Source organism: Carboxylicivirga marina (assembly GCF_016612505.1).
Lineage (GTDB): Bacteria > Bacteroidota > Bacteroidia > Bacteroidales > Marinilabiliaceae > Carboxylicivirga > Carboxylicivirga marina.
On sequence record NZ_JAENRR010000027.1, the window covers coordinates 44,591 to 66,787 of the forward strand.

Here is a 22,197-nt window from a genome sequence, read left to right on the forward strand (position 1 = left end):
GTTGACAAAGCTATCAGACATAGAATTGAAGAAGATAAAAACAGCACTTGTTGTACCATTTTTCTTTCTATTATTTACGTTCTCGCTCAAGCTAATTGAAACACTAGAGGGTTTTTCATTTGTAGAATTGGGTATTAAACCCTTGTCTATAATTGGTTTGCCAGGCATTCTCTTGGCGCCGCTTATTCACTCCGATTGGGAACACTTTTTTGCTAATGCAGTGCCACTGTTTGTGTTAGGAACCTCACTGTTCTATTTTTATCGGGGTATTTCTTTTAAGGTATTTGTTTATATCTACCTATTGACTGGTATATGGGTGTGGCTAGGTGCTCGCGATGCCTGGCACATTGGGGCCAGCGGTGTCATATATGGTCTGGCAGCTTATTTAATAGTTGGTGGTTTTATTCGTAACTATATACCTCTCATGGCCATATCATTAATGGTCATATTCTTATATGGAGGCATGATTTGGGGTATTTTTCCACTAAAATGGGATGTGCCTTATTCGTGGGAGTCGCACTTATGGGGGACTGTTGCAGGAGGCCTGCTCGCTATTCTTTATCGAAAAAGAGGACCGCAAAAGCCTGTCAAGGAATGGCCGGATGAAGAATATGATTATCCGTATTGGGAAGTGGATGAACAAGATAAGAATGAAGTATGAGATTATTTGTTGCCATTGATTGTTCTGAGCTTAAAGCTCACCTGACAGGACAGCAAAAGCCATTTTATCCTCTGAAGGCTCGTTTTACACAAAGTTTCCATTTAACGCTTAAGTTTATTGGCGACGTTGAGCAGAATAAACTTGAAACTCTTGTGGAAAGGTTAATTTTAGCTAATGTTAAGCCTTTTACGCTTTCTGTGAATCGTTTGGGAACATTTACTTCTTATAGTCAAAAAGTAATTTGGTGTGGCGTACAAGAATCGAATCAATTAAATATATTACAAAGTAAAGTGTGCGAAGCAATTGAAGGAGAAGGCGTCATTAAAAAAGCATATCATCCACACATAACTTTAGCACGAATAAAAAAGCATCAGCAATTAGAAAGGCAAGAAAAGGAATTACTAAATAGGGAGTTGAAGAAGGAGATAAAGACGGAAAGCTTAAAGGTTGATGCTTTTACTCTTTATGAAAGCATAATAACAAAGCAAGGACCCGTTTATCGGGTAATCAAAAAATATCCACTTGGAATTTGGAGAGATGTTTAATCAGGCGGAGGACGATTGGGTTCCATATTGTTGTGTTTTTAAAATTTCTAAAACAAAGGTGGTGAATGGCAGTAAGCAAGAGAAAACTATTCAATCTTCTATTAATAATACTCTACAAATTAGAGCTGACCTTCAAAGAATCGATATTTTTACCGTTGGTAGATAAAAAGCATCCATTCATTGAAAAGAAAATTCAATAATGGAAAATCAGGTAATTTTGTAACATGATTAATTGGACAGGTGTTAAACGGAAAGAAGTATTGGTACATACCGCATGGTGGTTTGGTTATGGCCTCCTCTTGTCGTATTTTCCTTTAATTGTAATGGATACCGGAGATGCTATTGTTTTTGTATTGCGTACGTTGATAGCTAGTATCATTATTTTTTATATCAATGCATATTTTTTGTTGCCAAGGTTTATTGCTAAAGGCTCCTACATCAAATACCTGATTGGTATCTTAATAACGCTTTTAGTTACAGGATATGTTTATCATCGTATAAATGGGTATAATGGGGCTAAGCATCGGCCATTTAGACCTGATGATGGAAAGTGGGAACAGATGATCGATAGTGATCGCTTTCTGAGTGAAAATAAGGAATTGATTTTCAAACCAAATCATCCAAAACTAAAAGAAAGGCGATTGTTGGGGATGAATATGATGGGTGTACCATCGTTTATTGCCATGTTATTTATAAGTACACTTTATTGGATTTATAGTGATTCAAGGTTGCGAAAACAACACGAATTGAGTTTGGTTAATCAAAACCTGGTGAATGAGATGAAGTTTCTCAAGTCGCAAATGAACCCGCATTTTCTATTCAATGCACTCAACAATATCTACAGTTTGTCGATGTTACATTCTATTAAAACGCCTGAGATGGTGCTTAAACTTTCGGCCATGCTCAGATATGTTTTATATGAGTCAGAAGATGTAAAAGTTAAGCTTGGTAAAGAAGTAGATTACATCAAGAATTTTATTGAATTTCAACGCATTAAAATAGAAGGCATTCCTAATATTCATGTGGATATCGATAGGGCCGATCGAATGAAAATGATTGAACCCATGTTGCTTATACCATTTGTTGAAAATAGCTTTAAGCACAGTAAAATTGAGGACACAGAAAACGGTTGGATTTCGATGACTTTGACCACTGAAGGAAATAGTATCATCTTTGAAGTGTCTAATAGTGTGCCCAGTAAAAAAGTTGCGGCAGATAAAAATAGTGGTATCGGCGTTGAAAATGTAAAACGTCGCTTGAAATATCTGTATCCTGAAAAGCATAGTGTGGACATTGCAATGAATGAAAAGAAGTACAACCTACAACTTAAAATATCGGTCTGATGAAAGTGAAATGTATTATTGTTGATGATGAATTTCCAGCAAGGGAATTATTACAAAGTTTCATCGCTAAATTTGCTCATTTAGAATTGCTTGGAAGCTTTAAGTCACCGCTCGATGCGATGGAGGTAATTCAAAAGGAAGAAGTCGATTTAATGTTTCTGGATATCCAAATGCCTGATATCACCGGTATCGATTTTCTGAAAACATTAACCAAAAAGCCCTTAGTGATATTTACCACAGCGTATGAGGAGTATGCCGTTGAGAGTTACAAGTTAGATGTACTTGACTATTTGGTTAAACCATTTTCGTTTGAACGGTTTATGCATGCTATTAATAAAGTGGGCGATAGGCTTTCTTATAAAAATGTAGTGAGTGACTTTCAATCACTTCCACCAAAGGCTGAAACCAAAAACTTTATGATGGTTAAGGCCGACCACAAAATTTATCGGGTAAAGTTTAAAGACATTTTATATATTGAGGGATTACGTGAATATGTTACCTTCTTTTGTGTAAATGAAAAGATTGTTTCACTAGAATCGTTACGAAACCTCGAGCAGCAACTTGAAAGCCATGGTTTTATGCGTGTTCACAAGTCATACATTGTGAATATTGAACGAATAGCAGCCTTTTATGGTAACCAGCTAAAGCTCGATAATGTTGACAAATACATTCCAATTGGTAAGTCTTTTAAGGAGGTTGTCAATAAGCGATTAGTCAATAGCTAACAATAAAATTATTTGTTTCTGGGAGAGAGAAATATCCTATTATACTTCCATCAAATTTTCTATTTTTGCGACTTGTTTTTATGGCCTGCATTTTGTTAGGCTATGCAAGTAATAAAATATTAGTTTTATGTGTAACCCAGTGAACAATACCCTCGAAGTTAAAAGTGATTTAGAAATCGCCCAGGCTGCACAAATGCAGCACATTTCTAAAATTGCATCAAAACTTAATATTCCTCAGGATGATTTGGAAATGTACGGTAAGTACAAAGCCAAGCTGCCTTTGGAATTAATTGATGACAATAAAGTTGAAGACAACAACCTGATTTTGGTAACAGCCCTTACACCTACACCCGCTGGTGAGGGAAAAACAACCATTTCAATTGGATTAACCGAAGGCCTCAATAAAATTGGTAAGCAGGCAACAGCTGTTCTTCGTGAGCCTTCTTTAGGCCCTGTGTTTGGAATAAAAGGAGGAGCTGCCGGAGGTGGTAATGCTCAGGTTGTTCCAATGGAAGATATTAACCTGCATTTTACAGGTGATTTTTCAGCTATCGAAAAGGCTAATAATCTTTTAGCGGCATTAATTGATAATAATATTCAAAGTAAAACGCGTAGCTTAAATATTGATCCACGAACAGTTATCTGGAAACGTGTGATTGATATGAATGACCGCACACTTCGTGATATTGTTGTTGGTCTGGGTGGTACGCCTAATGGTATTCCGCGTCAGGATGGTTTCAATATTACGGCGGCGTCCGAAATTATGGCTATTCTTTGTATGTCAAATGATATTGCAGACTTAAAGCGCCGCTTAGGAAACATCTTTGTTGGTTTTACATATGAGAAGAAACCAGTTTATGCCCGCGATTTAAATGCACAGGGTGCGATGGCATTATTATTAAAAGATGCTGTAAAGCCAAACCTGGTGCAAACACTTGAAGGTAATCCGGCTATAATCCATGGTGGCCCGTTTGCCAATATTGCACAGGGAACAAATACAATTATCGCCACAAAAATGGGGCTTTCATTATCGGATTATGTGGTAACTGAAGCCGGTTTTGGAGCCGATTTAGGAGCTGAGAAATTTTTGAATATAAAATGTGTGGCCGGAGGTTTAAAACCCAAGGCCATGGTTATTGTAGCTACAATTCGTGCTTTACGTCACCACGGAGGAGCTGGCAAGGATGAGTTGAATACAGCAAATAAAGAAAGAGTTAAAGTTGGATTCGCAAACCTGGCTAAGCACATCGAAAATGCGCAAAAGTTTGGTTTGAATCCGGTTGTTTCTATCAATAACTTTATTTCAGATACCGAAGAAGAGGTTGAATTAGTAAAAGCGATGTGTGCCGAATTAGGTGTAAAGGCCGTTGCTACTCAGGCATGGGCAATGGGAGGCGACGGAGCCATGTCATTGGCTCAGGCAGTGGTTGAAGAGGTAGAAAATGGTGAAAACAACTTTAAACAGTTGTATGATCATAACCTAGGTGTAAAAGATAAAATTAAAACCATTGCGCGTGAGATTTATGGTGCCGATGGCGTTGATTTCTCAAAACAAGCGTTGGCCGACATTAAAAAGATTGAAGGACTTGAGTTGGATAAATTGCCAATTTGTATGGCAAAAACGCAAAAGTCATTTTCTGACAATGAAAAGTTGATTGGACGACCAGAAGGGTTTAAAGTGACTGTTCGTGAGTTTGAAATAGCGGCAGGCGCTGGCTTTATTATTCCTATTTTAGGCAAAATGATGCGTATGCCTGGCTTACCATCAGTTCCTGCTTCTGAAGGAATGGATATTGACGACAATGGGGTCATTACAGGTTTGTCGTAATGAGAATTATCTAATGAAATAGTTAATCGTAACATACTATGCATAAAGAAGCTGTCCTGACCAGGGCAGCTTCTTTTAATTATATACTCCTTGGCAAAAATCTATTTGGTTGGGCTAATCGGGTACCACTATCAAGACTACCTTAAGTTTAATTTTTAGGTATACAGACTCAGGTTAATAGCTTCTCTCGGGATTTCTTTCGATTAGTTATTGGTCTTCTTCGGGTTTCCATCGGGTCTTCTATGAGGCATCTTCGGCTTAACCACGCTCTTAGCGAGGTTGATCCGTTTCAGACCCGTAGTTGGTTCCTGTATGGTACATTCCTTTCAGTTCGATTATCTAAAATATTTAATAACCCGAGTTCCCTTAGGTTTGCAAAGCCAAGGGAACTCGGGTTAATACAAAAAAACCTCGCTAAAGCGAGGTTTTAAATATCATCAATAGTGTGTACAGTTATTATTCTGTTTCACAAATCTACTTTTCAGCAGGCAATTCTCTTATCTTAAGGTGATCACCGGTATCTTTAACAATCGTTTTATAGTATTCGTTAGAATAACCAGGGAATTTAGCGTGCTTTGGATTTCCGTGCTCATTAAGCAAGAATTCACCATCTACTTCTTCATGTAGGTTACCATCATTGTATTTTACTAATAAGAATTCACCTAATCGCTTCCATCTTTCAGTCACTAATTCAGCCTGATTTATTGAGAAATCAGTTAAGAACTGACGAGCTAAATCCGGATTTTGGTCATATAAGGCTTTGGCCGATTGGTCAATAGCTGTTGTAAATGAAGTTAAGTTATCTTCCAACTCAGTTTGCACTTTTTTGATGTCTTCAATCATGTGGCTATACCGACCGTATGCACGATTACTTACAGTTGTAAATGCCCAGAAAGCCGAATTGTCTGAGTAATTTAATAAATCACCATTACCTTGAGCTACACAATTAGGAACAGCCGTCATACCTGCATACATAGGCATGTATACACTTGTAGCAGCAGCATCAACCCCAAACCAAAGAATACCACCAATGTGAGCTGGTAACCAACTGCGCATTTGAGCTACAAACGAGAAACCTGTTTGCTGCGTACCAATAGCACGTTCGTTGAAGTATTTCTCGCCATCTACTTCCCAAGTTAATGGACGGAAACGGTATGGCTTGCTAAATGGACCAGCTCCGGCATCTTTAGTCATATCAAGTGCAGTACCCTCATAGTGGTCACGCATGATATTCATAACATCGCGGTGTGAAATTTTACGATCAGGCTTAATGTATAAAGGCATTCTTTCAGTAGAATTACCTAAAGCATATGCTTCATATTGACCCATATCAGCCGGGTTCATAATATTGAAGGCAGACCAAACACGTGCATCACAAAAACGAACTGCACCAAAGTCAAGTGGGGCATAAGCATCAGCAAAACTGAAGTTTTTGTTTTTACCATTGAAATAGCCTTTCTCGCGAGCAAATGAGATAACATCTTCGGAGTACAAGCAATTCTCTTTATCTTTTAATGGGAAAGAGGTAATTCGCGCCTGGTTAGCATGAGCTGAAACATATCCATCAGGAATTTTAACAGCAACCCAAACTGCACCTTTATTACCTTCACCTTTTCCAATCATTTCCATTACCCATACTTCATTGGCATCAGCAATCGAAAATGATTCACCTGAGCTGTAATAACCATAATTCTCAACAAGTTCAGTCATTGTTTTAATGGCTTCACGAGCTGTTTTGGCACGTTGAAGTGTAATATATATTAAACTGCCATAATCAATTAATCCTTCTGGATCTCTTAATTCAGATCGCCCACCAAAAGTTGTTTCTGCAATCGTTAACTGGTGCTCGTTCATGTTACCAATAACGGTATACGTTTGAGCAGCTTGTTCAATTTCGCCTAAGTATTTTCCAGTATCCCATTCATATACTTTTAACATTGAACCAGCTTCATATGTAGCTGCTGGCCAAAAATATAATTCACCATATAAGTCATGCGAATCAGCGGCATAAGAAATTAAGGTAGAGCCATCAACAGATGCATTTTTAGTAACCAATACATTGGTACAAGCATTAGCAGGCGATATTTGTAGCAACATTGCTGCAACTCCCATTAATGCCAATATTTTTTTCATCATATCAAATAATATTAAAGTGAAAATGTTTCTTCTGACACAAATATATAAAATCCCGTATATTAGAATGTGAGTTTTGACATGTTTAGTAAGCATTCTTTCAGGGTGTCGCTAACATTCAATCGTTAATCACATAATCGACTTTATTTTTGCGTTTTACTTTCATTTTTACTTATTTGCAGATAGTCAATCGGGGAAAATGGATATACGGGATGAATTAATTCAAGCGCTGGACTTTTCTGAAAGCATTGTTATATTAACGGATGAACGGGGAACGATAAGGTATGCCAATAAAAGCTTTGAGAAAAAGTATGGTTATACCCAGAGTGAAGTAGTGGGTGAAAACCCTCGATTGTTTAAAAGTGATTATCACGATGCCCAATACTATGAAAACTTATGGACCACCATAAGAAATGGAGAAACATGGCGCGGGATTTTCAAGAATAGAACCAAGTCAGGGGTTTATATCTGGGAGAAAGCCATCATCAGCCCGGTTATTATAAATGATGAATTAACGGGTTACATTGCTGTAAAAGAAGACATAACCCGCCAACGTGAGTTGGAAGTCCAATTAGATCATGATAGTCAGTTTTTAGATGAATTATTTGATAATTCACCAATTGGTATAGCGATTCTTCAGCCATTGTACAATATTGAGGGTGAAGTGCTTGATTTTATGATTGTGAGGGCCAATCCATCGGCAGGTAATGTAGTTGGTCGACTTGGTATTGTTGGTTTAAAAATAAGTGAAATATTACCAGAATTCGAGATAACTAAGCGTCGATCCCAATTGATTTTAAATCGAAAATCTTCGTTTGAGACTCATTTTAAAGAGTTAGGAAAATACGTTCGTTATCGTTCTTTCCCATTTGGCAAAGACAATATCTGTCTGTTCTTTTATGATGTATCGCCTTATCGCCAAACAATTGAAGCGCTTGAGGCCAGTGAGGAACGTTATTTTTCCTTAGTGGAAGATGCACCGGCTCTAATTAGCCGTTTTGATAAAGATGGAGTGCTTATTTATGCCAACGAGCAATATTGCAAAGCCTTTGAAGTTGAGCGTAGCGCATTAGTAGGGAGTTCAATATTTGATTGGTTTCCGGATGATGAAAAAGAACGTGCAAAACGAACAATAAAATCCTTAACTGTACATAACCCAATTAGTGTGGTTGAGCACCAACTTGTGCTTAAGAGTGGCAAAATAAAATGGATGCGTTGGCTTGACAGGGCCTTGGTTGACTCGGCAGGAAATATTTTTGAGTACCAGTCGGTAGGTATGGATTTGACACCATTGAAGCAAACTGAAGTTGAATTAATACAACACCGAAATAAACTTGATGCAGTTGTAAACAGCACCATTGCAGGCATTGGAGTTGTGACTCCTAAAGGGCGTTTTGTGTTGGTGAATGAGCGAATGCAAAAGCTATTGGGTTTTGATAGTAAAGAGGATATGTATTCATTCACCCATTTACAGGTGATTCACCCAATGTGGCAGCACGAAGCTGAGCTACATTTCTCTCAACTGCTGGTTGGTGAGGTAAATGATTACAATCTTGAATGTCAATTTTTAAAGAAAGATGGAAGTACATTTTGGGGCGATTTGCATGTATCACCTATAAAGGATGTAAATGGAAAAATCATTGAGATAATAGGTATTGTTACTGATATAAGTAGTAAGAAAGAAATTGAATTACAACTAAAGGAACGCGAGTTCAAATTGAAGGAGTTAAATGCAACTAAAGACAAGTTGTTTTCCATTATTGCTCATGATATTAAAAATCCGTTTAATAGTATTTTAGGATTTGCCAGTCTGCTTAAAAATAACCTTGAACTGTATAGTAAAGAGGAAATTAAAGCTTATATCGAACAGATAGCAATCAGTAGTGAAAATGTGTATAAATTACTGGATGATTTATTGATTTGGGGCAAAAGTCAGTTAGGGCAGATGATAGTCAAATCACAGTATTTCAGGCCAAAGAATTTGGTGGATGAAGCCATAGAAAATTACGATGTACAGGCTAGAAATAAAAAGATTCATCTGTCGAATGATATCAACCAACAGGCTGTGGTGTATGCCGATATTGATATGATGAAGTTTGTGATTAGAAATTTAATACATAATGGAATAAAATTTTCCAATCCCAATGGTGAGGTGAGAAGTTCAACCTTTGAGGTGGATAATTTTGTTGTTTTATCCATTCGTGATACGGGTATTGGCATCAAACCAGAGAAACTGGATGTGTTATTTGATATTAATGGCTATATCAGCACTTCTGGTACTGCTGAAGAAAAAGGAACAGGATTGGGGCTCCACCTTTCCAAAGATATGGTTGAGAAAAACGGTGGCTTTATTGAAGTGGAAAGCGAAGTTGGCAAAGGCACCGAATTCAAAATTCACCTACCCAAGGGTGAAAAAGAAAAAAGCACCGATTAACACGGCGCTTTATTTTCTTTAAAACTTATTCACTACTTTTCTTATTTCTACCAAGCGGCTCATCAACCCTTCCAGTAAATCCAATTGAAGCATATTGGCACCATCTGATTTAGCATTAGCCGGGTCAAAATGAGTCTCGATAAATAAACCATCGGCTCCAACTGCAATACCTGCCCTGGCAACAGTTTCAATTAATTCTGGTTTGCCACCAGTTACGCCACTTGATTGATTGGGCTGTTGTAACGAGTGGGTAATATCCAACACCACTGGTACATCAAATTGTTTCATGGTCGGAATACCCCGATAATCAACAATCATATCCTGATAGCCAAACATATTACCACGCTCGGTTAGAATAACTTCGTCATTACCCATATCGCGCACTTTTTTCACTGCAAATTGCATGGCTTCGGCACTTAAGAACTGTCCTTTTTTAATATTCACCACTTTGCCGGTTTTGGCTGCAGCCACTAACAAATCTGTTTGGCGACATAAAAAGGCAGGTATTTGTAAAACATCAACATATTCGGCTGCCATGGCTGCTTCATTAGCTGCATGTATGTCGGTTACAGTAGGCACATCAAATGTTTCGCTTACTTTACGAAGAATCTTTAATGCTTTTTCATCACCAATGCCGCTAAAGGAATCAATGCGCGAGCGGTTAGCTTTGCGGTATGAGCCTTTAAAAATGTATGGAATCTCCAGCTTATTAGTGATTTCAACAGCTCTTTCGGCAATGCGTAATGCCATTTCTTCACCTTCGATGGCGCAAGGACCGGCTAATAAAAAGAAATTGCCGCTATTGGTATGTTTAATCTTTGGTATTTTATTGATATCCATAGTCGTAAATTAATCCGAAGTCCGGTAGTTCGAAATCCGTTGTTTTATATTGATTTACAAAAGTAATAATCAATCTTGATACTTGCACCTTTTGTCTTGTATCTCTTTTCTTACTTAAACCTGTCTTTCCACAAAAACTTCATGCGTTCATCCACCTTGCTTTCCTGTGGGTTGTTTTGTGGGTGATAAATGCGTTGGTCTTGTAATTCATCCGGCATATAATCCTGCTCTACAAAATTGTTGGGATAACTATGTGAATAAAGGTATTCTTTGCCATAGTTTAATTCCTTCATCAATTTAGTAGGAGCATTTCGCAAGTGAAGAGGAACAGGTAGATTACCAGTTTGCTTGACCATTACCTGTGCATCTTTAATAGCCTGATAGGCCGAGTTGCTCTTAGGGCTGGTGGCCAGATAAATGGTGACTTGCGATAGGATAATGCGCGACTCGGGCCAGCCAACTGTTTTAATCGCTTCGAAACAATTGGTTGCCAGTAACAAGGCATTTGGGTTGGCCAGGCCGATATCTTCTGAGGCCGAAATGATCAGTCGGCGGGCAATGAACTTGGGGTCCTCGCCACCTTCCACCATTCGGGCTAACCAGTAGACTGCTGCATCGGGGTCGCTTCCACGTATGGATTTGATAAATGCTGAGATGATATCATAGTGCAGCTCACCATTTTTATCGTATTGGGCAGGGTTCTGCTGCAAATGGGTGGTCACCAGCTTATCGGTAATCTCAATTTTATCGCTACTTATTTCGGCATTAGTAACCAGCTCCAGTATATTCAATAGTTTACGAGCATCACCACCAGAATAGCGTAACAATGCTGTATCTTCTTTTATTTCAATTGATTTCTCTTTTAGTAAGATGTCTGTCGAAAGTACTTTATTTACTAAATCGAGTAAATCCTCTTGCTCTAATGACTTTAATACATATACCTGGCAGCGGGACAATAAAGGCGAAATAACCTCAAAAGATGGATTCTCAGTAGTAGCGCCAATCAAGGTAATAACACCTTCTTCAACAGCGCCCAATAAGCTATCCTGCTGTGACTTGCTAAAACGGTGTATCTCATCGATAAATAAAATGGGAGAGGGCGAACTGAAAAAGCGTGCTTTTCTTGCTTTCTCAATGGCTTCACGCACATCTTTCACTCCCGAATTAATGGCCGACAGCACAAAGAACGGTCGCTCCAACTGCTTAGAAATGATTTTGGCCAGTGTGGTTTTACCTACTCCCGGAGGCCCCCATAATATGATGGATGAAATCACTTTACGATCAATCATCTTTCGCAGTACAGCACCTTCACCAACCAGGTGTTTCTGACCAATATATTGTTCCAGATTTGTTGGCCGCATGCGTTCGGCCAATGGAGGATATCCGCTCATGTAAATTTCATTTTGAGGATTCAAAAATACAAAAAGGAAACTTAAATTTGTGCTTAAAACGGATGTCATCGCTCTAAGCGATGACATCCGCGTGCAAATAAATCGATATGCCAAAACAAACAAAGACCAACGCCATGCGTATTCTCGACCGTAACAAGGTGGAGTACGCCTCATTTCAATATTTTACCGACGAAGAAAATACGGATGGTACGCTCGTAGCACGTATGAATAATCGTGATACTAATCTTGTGCATAAAACATTGGTTGCCAAAAGTGTAAAAAATGAACTGTATGTCTTTGTTATTCCCATAAATAAAGAATTGGATTTGAAAAAGGCAGCCCTGGCAGCAGGCGAGAAAAAGATAGAGATGTTACCTCATAAAGAACTATTGAAATACACCGGTTATATCAAGGGGGGCTGCTCGCCGATTGGTATGAAAAAGCAATACCCTACATTTCTGGAGTTAAGCTCAGAAGAGTTGGGAAAAATGATTGTGAGTGGTGGTAAAAAAGGACAGATTATAGAAATAGAGATTGATGATTTACTCTCCACCATTAAAGGTCAGTTAAAAGATTTGGTTAAGATGTAGCATGGATGTCATCGCTCTAAATCCTTACAAATTATATTTTGTGTCAGATCACCATGATCCTGGAAAAAACTGTTTTTCGTAGGATCATGATGACGATTGGAGAAACGTCAGCGTTTTATCAATCGTCACCATGACGAATGGCCCCGCGGCAATGTTTTGGCAATAATCATGATGACGATTCGTAAAACGCACGTGTTTGTTCAATCGTCATCATGACGTTGCGTGAAAACATGGGGAAATGCCAATCGTCAGCATGACGTTTGTAAACTAACTATATGTTTGTACCAAAAAGATATATTCAAAGTAACGGATGTCATCGCTCTGAGCGATGACATCCGTGCTTGAGAAATAACTATCAGCCTTTTTAGAAAAGAAATTTACAATCTATTAACACTGATAATAATTGAATGTTATTATTTTTGGCATCTAAATTACAATAAATAAGATATGGCATTTTTTAGTTTTGGTGAGTATAAAGACGATTTAGGATACAAAGTGGTAGATGAGCGTGTATGGCGCGGAAGTGCAGGCATTATGTTGTTGCTGGGGATCATTGCTTCTATTAATGGCTTTATCCTTAATAAGTATGAGGTTATTCCTTATATATCAGGTTTTTTGATGATAAACTTTGCCATTGGCGTATTTGTTAATCCAAAGTTTTCGCCAACAGCATTGTTATCGCGAATGGTGACTTATAATCAAAGTTCGCTATGGATTGGTGCCGTACAAAAGCGCTTTGCGTGGAGCCTGGGATTAGGATTATCCATCACTATTTTTGTTTTATCACTACAGTTAGTGAACGATGCGTCATATTTTAATCCTGTTTGCCTGCTTTGTTTAGTCTGCCTGCTTCTATTATATCTTGAGTCGGTATTTGGTATTTGTGTGGGATGTCAGATTTACCATGGTGCTATCCGATTAAAAATTATTAAAGCACCTGAGGTGAAGCCTAATTGTATGGGCGATTCGTGCGACGTAAATTAGAAATTAATCTTCTATAATAGGAGCCCAAAGCATTATGCTTTGGGCTTTTTTTTTCTCTTCAATTCACATGATACATTTGAAGCACGTTGCGTTTTCATATTGTTTGGGCAGACGGATGTCATCGCTTTAAGCGAGACATCCGTGGTACGTTAATTAAACATTCGACTTACAGCCCTGTTATGCTTGAAAGAAATAGATATGAAAGCAATTAGTTGCATTATATTAACCATAATGGTGAGCATAAATATGACGGGAAAAGAGAAAGCCAAAGCAACTTTTGGCGGTGGATGTTTTTGGTGTACAGAAGCTTTTTTTGATGCTTTAGAAGGTGTTGAGAAAGTTGAATCGGGCTATAGTGGTGGTCATACTGATAATCCAAGCTACAAAGAGATATGCACCGGCTTAACCGGGCATGCCGAGGTGGTTCAAATTACCTATGATCCGAATGTAATTGAGTTTGTTGATTTGCTCGAAGTGTTTTTCGCCACACATGATCCTACAACTTTAAACAGGCAAGGGGGCGATGTGGGAACACAATATCGTTCAGTGGTGTTTTACCACAGCCAGGAGCAAAAAGAAACCACTGAAATGGTTATTGAAACACTCGAAAAAGAGAAGGTTTTTAACAACCCGGTTGTTACGGAAGTAAGTGCTATCGGCAAGTTTTATGAGGCAGAGAATTACCATCAGGATTATTTTGCCAATAACCCTAAACAGCCATATTGTAACGTGGTTATCAATCCAAAGTTGAAGAAGTTCAGAAAGATGTTTGCTGAAAAACTGAAAGATTAATTGTTTTGAGTAAGTTGCAGTTAATGAGGTATTTATGTTGGTGTGGAGTGTTTATGTGTAAATTTAACCTTAATAAAAGGTTGTTTTATAACATGAAAATTCCCTATCTTTGAACTCCGGAATGAGACAACAGATTGATCAATATTGGCGACGACGAAAGTCAGACAATCATCCGGAAAAAGATGGTTTAAGATGCCTTTTTTCCTCTTTCTCATTCAACCGCATTAATGTTGAGATACTTATTGTTTTTAAATATATTAAAGAAGACCTGATTTTTATTTCAGGTCTTTTTTTTGTGTCTTTTTTAATGCATCCCCCACAGATTATTGCAAATACATATAGTAATCCAAACCAAATAATGTGGGAGCTTTCTCACACAAAACAATTAGCAAATGAAGGATAAAAGTTTAGTTTCCATTACCGATTTCTCGAAGGAAGAAATCTTGCGCATTGTGGAATTGGCAGCCGAATTTGAAGCCAATCCTAACCAGAAGTTGTTAGATGGTAAAGTGGTATCAAGCTTATTTTTTGAGCCATCAACCCGTACTCGTTTGAGTTTTGAAACGGCCATCAATCGTTTAGGTGGAGGTATCATTGGTTTTACCGATTCATCATCATCATCTACCTCTAAAGGTGAGTCCTTAAATGATACCATCAAAATGGTGAGTAACTATAGTGATTTGATTGTGATGCGTCACCCATTAGAAGGTTCAGCACGTTATGCTTCTGAAGTTTCTGATGTGCCGGTTATCAATGCCGGAGATGGAGCTAATCAACATCCAACACAAACACTGTTGGATATGTACTCGATTTATAAAACTCAGGGAACATTAGATAATCTTAATATTTTCCTTGTTGGCGATTTAAAGTATGGCCGTACTGTTCATTCATTGATGATGGCTATGTCGCAGTTTAATCCAACATTTAATTTTATTTCGCCAGATTCATTGAAGATGCCGGATGAGTATAAGCTTTTCCTTGATAAGCAAGGTATTAAGTACTACGAGCACCATGAGTTTACAGATATCATTGAAGAAGCAGACATATTATACATGACACGTGTTCAGCGTGAGCGTTTTTCAGACCCTATCGAATACGAAAAGGTTAAGAACGTGTATGTACTTCGCAATGCTATGTTAGATAATACCAAAGATAATTTACGTATTCTTCATCCACTGCCACGTGTAAATGAGATACACACCGATGTGGATGCCAATCCAAAAGCCTACTATTTTGAGCAGGCCGAAAATGGTGTTTATGCCCGTATGGCAATTATGGCCTCTATTTTAGGAGTGAAGTAAGTCGTATTTTAAAAAGTATTGAATCATGACAAAGAAAGAATTAAGCGTAAGAGCAATCAAAAATGGTACTGTAATTGACCATATACCAGCAACTCATTTGTTTAAAGTAATCTCCATTTTAGGGCTTGATAAAAGTAAAAATCAGATTACTTTTGGTACTAACTTAAAAAGCAAGCAGCAAGGTCATAAAGCCATTATTAAAGTGGCTAAAAAGTTTTTTGCTGATGACGAAATCAATAAGATAGCTTTAGTAGCTCCTTCGGCTAAGCTAAACATTATTGAAGATTACCAGGTAGTTGATAAGAAAACGGTGACTATTCCTGAGCAAATTGTTGGTATTGCTAAGTGTTTTAACCCTAAGTGTATTACCAATAATGAAGAAATGGTAACGAAATTCTCTTTAGTGGAACCAGAGCCTTTGGCTTTAAAGTGTCAGTATTGTGAGAAGATTACCAATGAGGAGCATTTAGAAGTATTATAATTGATGGACCAGGATGCGTAAGCATCATGTTTAAATAGAAAACTCCTGCATCGCCCGATGCGGGAGTTTTTGCATTACATTCAACTATTTGAAAACAATTGTGTTTAATAAGCAAACCATAATTAAAATAGTATGAACAAAAGAGATAAAATAATTTACTGGATTGCAACAGGTTTGCTTTCTGCGATGATGCTTATGTCGGCGAGTATGTATGTGTTTAACAACGCTGCCATTCAAGACGCGTTTACTGCTTTGGGTTTTCCAACATACATCATCTATCCATTAGCTTTGGCTAAATTACTAGGCTTAGTGGCCATATTGAGCAACAAATCTAAAGTTTTAAAAGAGTGGGCTTATGCCGGTTTCTTCTTTAATTTTTTATTGGCTGCTTCGGCGCATATTAGTATAAGTGATGGTGAACAGATGGGAGCTATCATGGCCTTAGTGCTATTAATTCTATCGTATATATTCGGAAGGAAAAGGTAACTATGGTTATCTGATTAGCCGAGAATGATATTCTAACCTGAGTACGATAAAATGTATTGAACTCAGGTTTTTAGTTTTGAAACCATTAGCGTCCTAAACGTTTTTGTTAGTGCTTCGAAAGCTCTTGTTCCGTAAGGGCCTCAGCAGATGAGCCAAAAAACAAGGTTGAAATGACGCTTTTAAATTGTTTTCTGTTCGAGTCTTTTGGAGGTACGGAAAAAGACGAGTTTAAAACAATTTAAGTCATCAACCGTAGTTTTTTGAGCGAAGCGGGTGTAGCCTTGATCTTTTTTGCTTTCGTTTTTTGGATTAAGCCAAAAAATGAAGTCGGGTTTGGGCGGACAGCCCAATTGATATAACATCTAGGACAACATTGTTTTGAAACTATAAGCGAACAAAATAGCCCAGGTTGACAAAACCTTTGTGTCCGGCACCAATATTTCCAGTTAAGCCATATTTCTAGCCCCATTTAAAAGACAATACGTTAATGTGGAAAATAAATCCATTCAGATCAACGTTATAGTTTAATGCACCATTGTTATTGAACTTTTCCTTACCATACCCAATGCTAAGGCCGCTCGCTAATCTGAATTTCGGATGACGTAAATATTCAAATTCAACCTGAGGTGCTATAACAAAAGCCGATTTAGTTGAGCGATAATCGTAAATAACTGATGTTGTTGGCGGAGAAGTATAATATTGCAAATCTGCTGTTCCTTCAAGATTAACCTAGTCGTACATAAGGTTTAGCCCTACTTTAAACCAGGGGTTATAGTATCGATAATAGTCAAGGTTGAAAGCGCCAAGTACGAAGTATTTTGTTTGGCCTTCGTCATAACCATGGACCCATTTTTCCAGGTGGTACAATGATGTAGGAGAGTCGGTAATACTGATTTCATCTTTTTGAGCATGTGTTTGTAGGTACAACATGCCCAGAAGCATGATGAATAAAGCTTTCTTCATCAAGTAAGTGTTAAGTTAGATATGTTAGAATGACAAGCATGAAGCAACTAACACTTACCGAAAAACTTTTTTATTATTCAACAGGCTTTAATTGATGTGATGTATCTTTGTGAAAAAGATAAGTAAATGGCAAAGCAAGACTGGAAACCCGGAAACATGATATATCCTTTACCTGCTGTGATGGTATCGGTGGGTAATACACCTGAAAATTACAACATCATAACCATTGCCTGGACAGGTACCATTTGTTCCGATCCGCCAATGTGTTACATCTCTGTGCGAAAAGGACGTCATTCGTATCAAACGCTGAAAGAAACCGGTGAATTTGTTATTAATCTGACAACGAAAGATTTGGCATATGCGACTGATTGGTGTGGGGTACGTTCAGGCCGTCAGTATAATAAGTTTGAAGAGATGCACCTAACACCCGGCAAAGCTTCGATTGTGAGTGCTCCAATTATTGAGGAGTCACCAATTAACATTGAATGCAAGGTAACCGAAATTAAAGAATTGGGTACGCATGATATGTTTATGGCCGAGGTCGTAAATGTCAAAGCCGACGAGCAATATATTGACGAAAATACCGGCGCATTTAGTCTTCAAAAGTCTAAACCTATCTGCTATTCACATGGTCACTATTTCGAGGTAGGAAAGAAGATTGGTAAGTTTGGTTATGCGGTTGAGAAGAAGAAAAAGAAGAAGCGCATTATAAGAAAGAAGAAATAAAAGAAAACCCGGCTTTTGGCCGGGTTTCATTTATCTTGTTAACTATATTTTTTACGTTGTCTGGTTTTCCTTTTTTACTTTACCACCTGTGCTTTCTTTCTTTTCAATTTTGTCAGGCTCGCCCATAAAATAAACAACACCACCTGAGCCGGCTGTGCCACTTAGTTTTTCATTAGCCACCACTTCAACAATACTTCCAAGGGTCGATTTAGCGTATGTTTCTTCACTCTCTAGATTGTATGCAAGGTATTTACCTCCTGTACCTATACTCACATCCTGAAACTTAGTTTTACCTTCCAGTTCAATTTTACAAGCCGAACCAGTCACTTCCAGATTATTTACATCAACATCTAAAAGAAGTTTGGCATCTGTTCCGCCTCTTAACTTAAGACTTTCGGCATATATGGTATTTTCAGCATCAATAGTAGCTCCCGAACCGGCGTCAATATCTCTTAAGCGTTTATAAGTTACATATACCTGAACATGCACGTCCTTGTATATTTTTGTCTTCATCTTAACTGTAAGCTTACGATTTTTAACTTCAGTGATAACATCAGTTACTTCGCCGTTTTTAATATGTACATCAACTTCTTCTTTATCACCCTCAATTAATGTAACATTAATGCCTTTTGATGCTTTAACTTTATCAAAAGAACCAACCTTACGCAACTGAGTATGGTCAGGTTCTTGAGCATTAATGCCAAGTATGATAGCGAATAGTAAAATGATGGTGTTAGTTAGTTTCATATTCTTTCCTTTTTTGATTGTATTACGCAATAGAACTCCAATAGTTGGGGCTGAAATGCTTAAATTTTATTAAACTTTGCCTTGAGAAGCAAAAACTATGCAAATAATTCTCGAAGCTCTGTTTCTGATAGATCTTTTATTGGATTATTGGTGGTGATGAAGGTGTCAGCCAGCTCTGTTTTACGCTCTTGCAGCTTTGCAATTTTTTCTTCAATGCTTTCGGCAGAGATGAATTTATAGACAAATACATTCTTGGTCTGTCCAATACGATGAGCACGATTAATCGCCTGAGCTTCGGCAGCAGGGTTCCACCACGGGTTAAGAACAAAAACATAATCGGCCTCGATGAGGTTTAGCCCAACACCACCCGCTTTTAACGAAATGAGAAATACCTTACAGCTTTTGTCATCAGTAAAGCTTTTTATCACTTTTTGACGATCAGTTGTTGAACCGGTTAGTTTGGCGTATTTCATTTTTTGAGCTTGCAGATCTTTTTCAATAAGCTCCAAATCTTTCACAAAAGATGAGAAAATCAAAACCTTATGATCTTCGCTAATGGCATTGTTCAGCTTCTGAAATATCTGTTCGTATTTACCCGAAGAGCCTTTGTATTCATCATCAACTAAGGCGGGGTGGTTGGCAATCTGGCGTAGTTTAGTAAGTGCCTGAAGTGCTAATATGGCATTTTTATTGACCCCATTTTGTTCGATAGCTTTCATCAGCTCATTCCGAATACCTGATTTTTCGCGTTCATAATATTTCTGTTGATCTTCAGTCATATCACAAATCAGTGTTTGTTCGGTTATTGGAGGAAGCTCTTTGGCTACCATTTCTTTGGTTCGCCGTAATATAAATGGGTTGATAAGTTCGCGAAGTTTGGCCTCCTTACTTTCATCACGTTTTTTCTCAATGGGGCCGGCATAATGGTTTTTAAAGAAATTGAGGTTACCCAATAATCCGTTGTTTACAAAATTCATTTGCGCCCATAAATCAACCAGCGCGTTTTCGATTGGCGTGCCTGTTAGTACCAGCTTATTAACAGCTTTCAGGTTTGAAACAGCCTGGTAAACTTTTGATGTTGGGTTTTTAATGTTTTGGCTTTCATCCAGTATGACATATTGAAATTGATAATTATTCAGATACTCAATGTCATTACGAGCAATGCCATAGCTTGTTAAAACAATGTGGTAATGTTTGAATATTTTGCCTATTTCTTTTGATTTGGTCCGATTATTTCCTGTGTAGAGATATATTTTTAATTGCGGCGCAAACTTCTTAATCTCGTTGGCCCAGTTATGAACCAAAGAGGTGGGCATCACAATTAAGCTGGCTGGCAAGCTCGATTTATTAAAACCCTGAACAGCATTAAACATAGATAGTTGCTCTTCTTGCTCTGCCTCTTGCTCATTATTTTCAGATGATTCATACTGATTCAAGAGCATGGCTATGGTTTGAATGGTTTTACCCAAGCCCATATCATCAGCTAAAATACCGCCAAACTTGTTGGAGTGGAGCATGCGCATCCAGGCATACCCTTCAAGCTGATAAGGGCGAAGCGTGGCTGATAAACCATCAGGTGACTCAAAATCGATGGTTTTCTGCTGTAGTTTCGCCATCTCCTTTTTCCACTCGGGCGAAGTTTCTTCCAGTTTATCTTGTTCAAGAAGGTTAAAGTGCATCTTGTCCAGTCTCATACTTTCATCATCGGCACTGACAAAATGCATAAGATCGGTATACTTGGTAAACCATTCTTCGGGGATGATAAATAGTTGATTGTTGGGTAGCTTGAATTCTCTTTTGCCTCTTAATATATGCTGACGAATTTTTTGAAACGGGATCTCAAATTCATCCACTTGAATGATGGCTTTAATGTCAAACCAATCATTTTCTTCGTGATATTGCATTGATAAGCTGGCTGAACCCGTGTAATAGTTATCATCCCAACCACTTTGAATGACTTTTATACCTGATGCAAGTAATTGGGCAGCACGTATATTTAACCACTCAATAACAGTATGAAGGTCAATAAGCTCGTTATCTGATAATGGTTTGTATTGAGAATCGCTAATGCTCTTAAGACCCAGCTGTTTTAGTAGTTCAATAATTTGAATTTCATCATCGGTCTGTCGTCGGAAGCTATCAAAAATATGATGCCCTTTCATGGTGCGATGGTTGACAAAAACTGTAGAACGTGTTCCTGCCAGGTATTCTCGTTTATCGTATCTGAACTTAAGCGTGAGAATGGCCTGTTGTGTTAAATCTTTTTCCAATTGAAGTATCGGAACCAGTTTCACGTCTTTTTTATTGATGAAAAAACCGGTGGCTTTAACGTAGTAATCGCGAATACAATTTTCTACAAAAGTTGACATGTAGGTATCAACACTTCGTGGTTGTATTTGCAGGTGATTAACGCGAAGAAATGGCTTGAATTTTTTGGCGTCAATCTTCTCAAATCGGAACAATTGATTGTTAATAAGAAATACGGCAGGCGAGGAACAGACTTCGATAATATCTCGATTGGTAAGCCCCATTTCACCATTTTCAGTTCTTATTTTGAGTGTATATCTCAATCCACTGTCTTCTAGTGTAAAGTCAAACAATGGCTCATGAAACAGTGTTTGTACCCGAATACGATCAGTATCATACATGTGACTGTAATTCGGGTTTTTATAGAAAACAGGCATGTCGGTTAAGGCTATTATTTCAAGGGCCTGAGATATTTTATTATCCATCACTGGTCGAATATGATCCAGTGTAAACTGTTCTTCCAGCTTCTCGAAAAATAACTTTAAGTTTTTCTGTTTTGAAAATCGTTTGAAAAGATTTTGCTCATTAATTGTATTTAAGAGCTTAATAATCTCTACTTGTGCGGTCGAAAAATCAAAGCGTTTGGCTTCAATGTGCTCAATGTTAGCTTGTTCGATAAGTTGTAAAACTCCATTTTCATCGGTTTGGGCATAGTAGGGAATTAGTGTACAACCTATATTGCGCTTCTCTGAAATAACCGCGATTAACTGCTCCATATCTTTCGACGTAATTCTTTTTTTGTGTCTTGTTTGTTAAAACGAACCAACAAAGATAATATCATTTAGAATTGGGCAAATGGGAAGGAGGGATAGTTTGAATTTAATTTGTGCGAAGGATGGCAAAGTAAAGGTCTCCGCATTACCGATATAAAAAAAACAACTCATTAGATTGATCAATCAATTTGAGGCAGTGTCAATCAA

21 protein-coding genes are annotated in these 22,197 nt (G+C 37.9%); 14 read left to right on the forward strand and 7 right to left on the reverse strand.

The annotated features are described in order from the left end of the window. Position 1: 1 nt before the first annotated feature. From JIV24_RS12325 to JIV24_RS12345, 5 genes are all read left to right on the forward strand, one after another. Entirely contained in the window at positions 2 to 661 is a 660-nt protein-coding gene (locus tag JIV24_RS12325; protein ID WP_200465349.1) for a rhomboid family intramembrane serine protease, read from the forward strand. Next, positions 658 to 1,206 (forward strand): RNA 2',3'-cyclic phosphodiesterase, encoded by a 549-nt coding sequence (gene thpR, locus JIV24_RS12330; protein ID WP_200465350.1) that lies wholly within the window; start codon positions 658 to 660, stop codon positions 1,204 to 1,206. The genes JIV24_RS12325 and thpR overlap by 4 nt, the downstream gene beginning before the upstream one ends. Before the next feature lie 224 nt (positions 1,207 to 1,430). Further along, on the forward strand, positions 1,431 to 2,549 hold the full coding sequence (locus JIV24_RS12335) for a sensor histidine kinase (protein WP_200465351.1): 1,119 nt from the start codon (positions 1,431 to 1,433) through the stop codon (positions 2,547 to 2,549). Then, entirely contained in the window at positions 2,549 to 3,274 is a 726-nt protein-coding gene (locus JIV24_RS12340) for a LytR/AlgR family response regulator transcription factor (RefSeq protein ID WP_200465352.1), read from the forward strand. Before JIV24_RS12335 ends, JIV24_RS12340 begins: the two co-directional genes overlap by 1 nt. 127 nt (positions 3,275 to 3,401) lie before the next feature. Next, entirely contained in the window at positions 3,402 to 5,102 is a 1,701-nt protein-coding gene (locus JIV24_RS12345) for a formate--tetrahydrofolate ligase (RefSeq protein WP_200465353.1), read from the forward strand. Positions 5,103 to 5,576: 474 nt separating this feature from the next. On the opposite strand, the gene JIV24_RS12350 is transcribed toward JIV24_RS12345, so the two are convergent. Beyond that, positions 5,577 to 7,238, reverse strand: a complete 1,662-nt coding sequence (locus JIV24_RS12350) for a dipeptidase (protein WP_234445816.1) — start codon at positions 7,236 to 7,238, stop codon at positions 5,577 to 5,579. A gap of 196 nt (positions 7,239 to 7,434) precedes the next feature. On the opposite strand from JIV24_RS12350, the gene JIV24_RS12355 reads away from it, so the two are divergent. After that, positions 7,435 to 9,669: a PAS domain-containing protein gene (locus tag JIV24_RS12355; protein ID WP_200465354.1), complete on the forward strand. Its 2,235-nt coding sequence runs from the start codon at positions 7,435 to 7,437 to the stop codon at positions 9,667 to 9,669. 18 nt (positions 9,670 to 9,687) lie between these two features. Here JIV24_RS12355 and kdsA read toward each other — a convergent pair whose 3' ends face one another. Next, entirely contained in the window at positions 9,688 to 10,509 is an 822-nt protein-coding gene (gene kdsA / locus JIV24_RS12360; protein ID WP_200465355.1) for a 3-deoxy-8-phosphooctulonate synthase, read from the reverse strand. Positions 10,510 to 10,619: 110 nt separating this feature from the next. After that, positions 10,620 to 11,900: a replication-associated recombination protein A gene (locus tag JIV24_RS12365; protein ID WP_200465356.1), complete on the reverse strand. Its 1,281-nt coding sequence runs from the start codon at positions 11,898 to 11,900 to the stop codon at positions 10,620 to 10,622. 107 nt (positions 11,901 to 12,007) lie between these two features. On the opposite strand from JIV24_RS12365, the gene ybaK reads away from it, so the two are divergent. The 7 genes from ybaK (at position 12,008) to JIV24_RS12400 (ending at position 16,534) form a co-directional block, all read left to right on the forward strand. Continuing rightward, positions 12,008 to 12,490 (forward strand): Cys-tRNA(Pro) deacylase, encoded by a 483-nt coding sequence (gene ybaK, locus JIV24_RS12370; RefSeq protein ID WP_200465357.1) that lies wholly within the window; start codon positions 12,008 to 12,010, stop codon positions 12,488 to 12,490. 447 nt (positions 12,491 to 12,937) lie between these two features. Beyond that, on the forward strand, positions 12,938 to 13,474 hold the full coding sequence (locus JIV24_RS12375; protein WP_200465358.1) for a DUF4395 domain-containing protein: 537 nt from the start codon (positions 12,938 to 12,940) through the stop codon (positions 13,472 to 13,474). A gap of 198 nt (positions 13,475 to 13,672) precedes the next feature. Next, complete coding sequence (msrA, locus tag JIV24_RS12380; RefSeq protein WP_200465359.1) at positions 13,673 to 14,266, forward strand: peptide-methionine (S)-S-oxide reductase MsrA; 594 nt, start codon at positions 13,673 to 13,675, stop codon at positions 14,264 to 14,266. Between the two features lie 121 nt (positions 14,267 to 14,387). Next, positions 14,388 to 14,669 carry a hypothetical protein gene (locus JIV24_RS12385; protein WP_200465360.1) on the forward strand — a complete coding sequence of 94 codons (282 nt, stop codon included), beginning with the start codon at positions 14,388 to 14,390 and terminating at the stop codon, positions 14,667 to 14,669. Further along, a complete protein-coding gene (gene pyrB, locus JIV24_RS12390) occupies positions 14,659 to 15,567 on the forward strand; it encodes an aspartate carbamoyltransferase (RefSeq protein ID WP_200465361.1) in 909 nt (302 codons plus the stop codon). Before JIV24_RS12385 ends, pyrB begins: the two co-directional genes overlap by 11 nt. A gap of 25 nt (positions 15,568 to 15,592) precedes the next feature. Next, a complete protein-coding gene (gene pyrI, locus JIV24_RS12395) occupies positions 15,593 to 16,048 on the forward strand; it encodes an aspartate carbamoyltransferase regulatory subunit (RefSeq protein WP_234445817.1) in 456 nt (151 codons plus the stop codon). Between the two features lie 132 nt (positions 16,049 to 16,180). Continuing rightward, on the forward strand, positions 16,181 to 16,534 hold the full coding sequence (locus JIV24_RS12400; protein WP_200465362.1) for a DoxX family protein: 354 nt from the start codon (positions 16,181 to 16,183) through the stop codon (positions 16,532 to 16,534). Positions 16,535 to 16,993: 459 nt separating this feature from the next. Here the strand turns inward: JIV24_RS12400 and JIV24_RS12405 are convergent, their stop codons facing one another. Then, positions 16,994 to 17,239: a hypothetical protein gene (locus JIV24_RS12405; RefSeq protein ID WP_200465363.1), complete on the reverse strand. Its 246-nt coding sequence runs from the start codon at positions 17,237 to 17,239 to the stop codon at positions 16,994 to 16,996. 24 nt (positions 17,240 to 17,263) lie between these two features. Then, entirely contained in the window at positions 17,264 to 17,497 is a 234-nt protein-coding gene (locus JIV24_RS12410; protein WP_200465364.1) for a hypothetical protein, read from the reverse strand. Positions 17,498 to 17,623: 126 nt separating this feature from the next. On the opposite strand from JIV24_RS12410, the gene JIV24_RS12415 reads away from it, so the two are divergent. After that, the gene (locus JIV24_RS12415) at positions 17,624 to 18,223 is read left to right on the forward strand and encodes a flavin reductase family protein (RefSeq protein ID WP_200465365.1); all 600 of its coding nucleotides are present in this window, start codon (positions 17,624 to 17,626) and stop codon (positions 18,221 to 18,223) included. A 51-nt stretch (positions 18,224 to 18,274) separates the two neighbouring features. Here the strand turns inward: JIV24_RS12415 and JIV24_RS12420 are convergent, their stop codons facing one another. Together JIV24_RS12420 and JIV24_RS12425 are read right to left on the reverse strand one after the other, a co-directional pair. Continuing rightward, positions 18,275 to 18,970, reverse strand: coding sequence for a head GIN domain-containing protein (locus JIV24_RS12420; protein ID WP_200465366.1), 696 nt, complete (start codon positions 18,968 to 18,970; stop codon positions 18,275 to 18,277). Between the two features lie 95 nt (positions 18,971 to 19,065). Then, a complete protein-coding gene (locus JIV24_RS12425; protein ID WP_200465367.1) occupies positions 19,066 to 21,993 on the reverse strand; it encodes a DEAD/DEAH box helicase in 2,928 nt (975 codons plus the stop codon). Positions 21,994 to 22,197 lie beyond the last annotated feature (204 nt).

Coding starts and splice junctions, on each gene's coding strand:
- JIV24_RS12345 (WP_200465353.1), top strand. CDS start 3,402: ATGTGTAACCCAGTGAACAATACCCTCGAAGTTAAAAGTGATTTAGAA.
- pyrI (WP_234445817.1), top strand. CDS start 15,593: ATGACAAAGAAAGAATTAAGCGTAAGAGCAATCAAAAATGGTACTGTA.
- JIV24_RS12410 (WP_200465364.1), bottom strand. CDS start 17,497: ATGAAGAAAGCTTTATTCATCATGCTTCTGGGCATGTTGTACCTACAA.
- JIV24_RS12425 (WP_200465367.1), bottom strand. CDS start 21,993: ATGGAGCAGTTAATCGCGGTTATTTCAGAGAAGCGCAATATAGGTTGT.
- JIV24_RS12400 (WP_200465362.1), top strand. CDS start 16,181: ATGAACAAAAGAGATAAAATAATTTACTGGATTGCAACAGGTTTGCTT.
- JIV24_RS12385 (WP_200465360.1), top strand. CDS start 14,388: ATGAGACAACAGATTGATCAATATTGGCGACGACGAAAGTCAGACAAT.
- thpR (WP_200465350.1), top strand. CDS start 658: ATGAGATTATTTGTTGCCATTGATTGTTCTGAGCTTAAAGCTCACCTG.
- JIV24_RS12340 (WP_200465352.1), top strand. CDS start 2,549: ATGAAAGTGAAATGTATTATTGTTGATGATGAATTTCCAGCAAGGGAA.
- kdsA (WP_200465355.1), bottom strand. CDS start 10,509: ATGGATATCAATAAAATACCAAAGATTAAACATACCAATAGCGGCAAT.
- JIV24_RS12415 (WP_200465365.1), top strand. CDS start 17,624: ATGGCAAAGCAAGACTGGAAACCCGGAAACATGATATATCCTTTACCT.
- msrA (WP_200465359.1), top strand. CDS start 13,673: ATGAAAGCAATTAGTTGCATTATATTAACCATAATGGTGAGCATAAAT.
- pyrB (WP_200465361.1), top strand. CDS start 14,659: ATGAAGGATAAAAGTTTAGTTTCCATTACCGATTTCTCGAAGGAAGAA.
- JIV24_RS12365 (WP_200465356.1), bottom strand. CDS start 11,900: ATGAGCGGATATCCTCCATTGGCCGAACGCATGCGGCCAACAAATCTG.
- JIV24_RS12375 (WP_200465358.1), top strand. CDS start 12,938: ATGGCATTTTTTAGTTTTGGTGAGTATAAAGACGATTTAGGATACAAA.
- JIV24_RS12420 (WP_200465366.1), bottom strand. CDS start 18,970: ATGAAACTAACTAACACCATCATTTTACTATTCGCTATCATACTTGGC.
- JIV24_RS12350 (WP_234445816.1), bottom strand. CDS start 7,238: ATGATGAAAAAAATATTGGCATTAATGGGAGTTGCAGCAATGTTGCTA.
- JIV24_RS12335 (WP_200465351.1), top strand. CDS start 1,431: ATGATTAATTGGACAGGTGTTAAACGGAAAGAAGTATTGGTACATACC.
- ybaK (WP_200465357.1), top strand. CDS start 12,008: ATGCCAAAACAAACAAAGACCAACGCCATGCGTATTCTCGACCGTAAC.
- JIV24_RS12355 (WP_200465354.1), top strand. CDS start 7,435: ATGGATATACGGGATGAATTAATTCAAGCGCTGGACTTTTCTGAAAGC.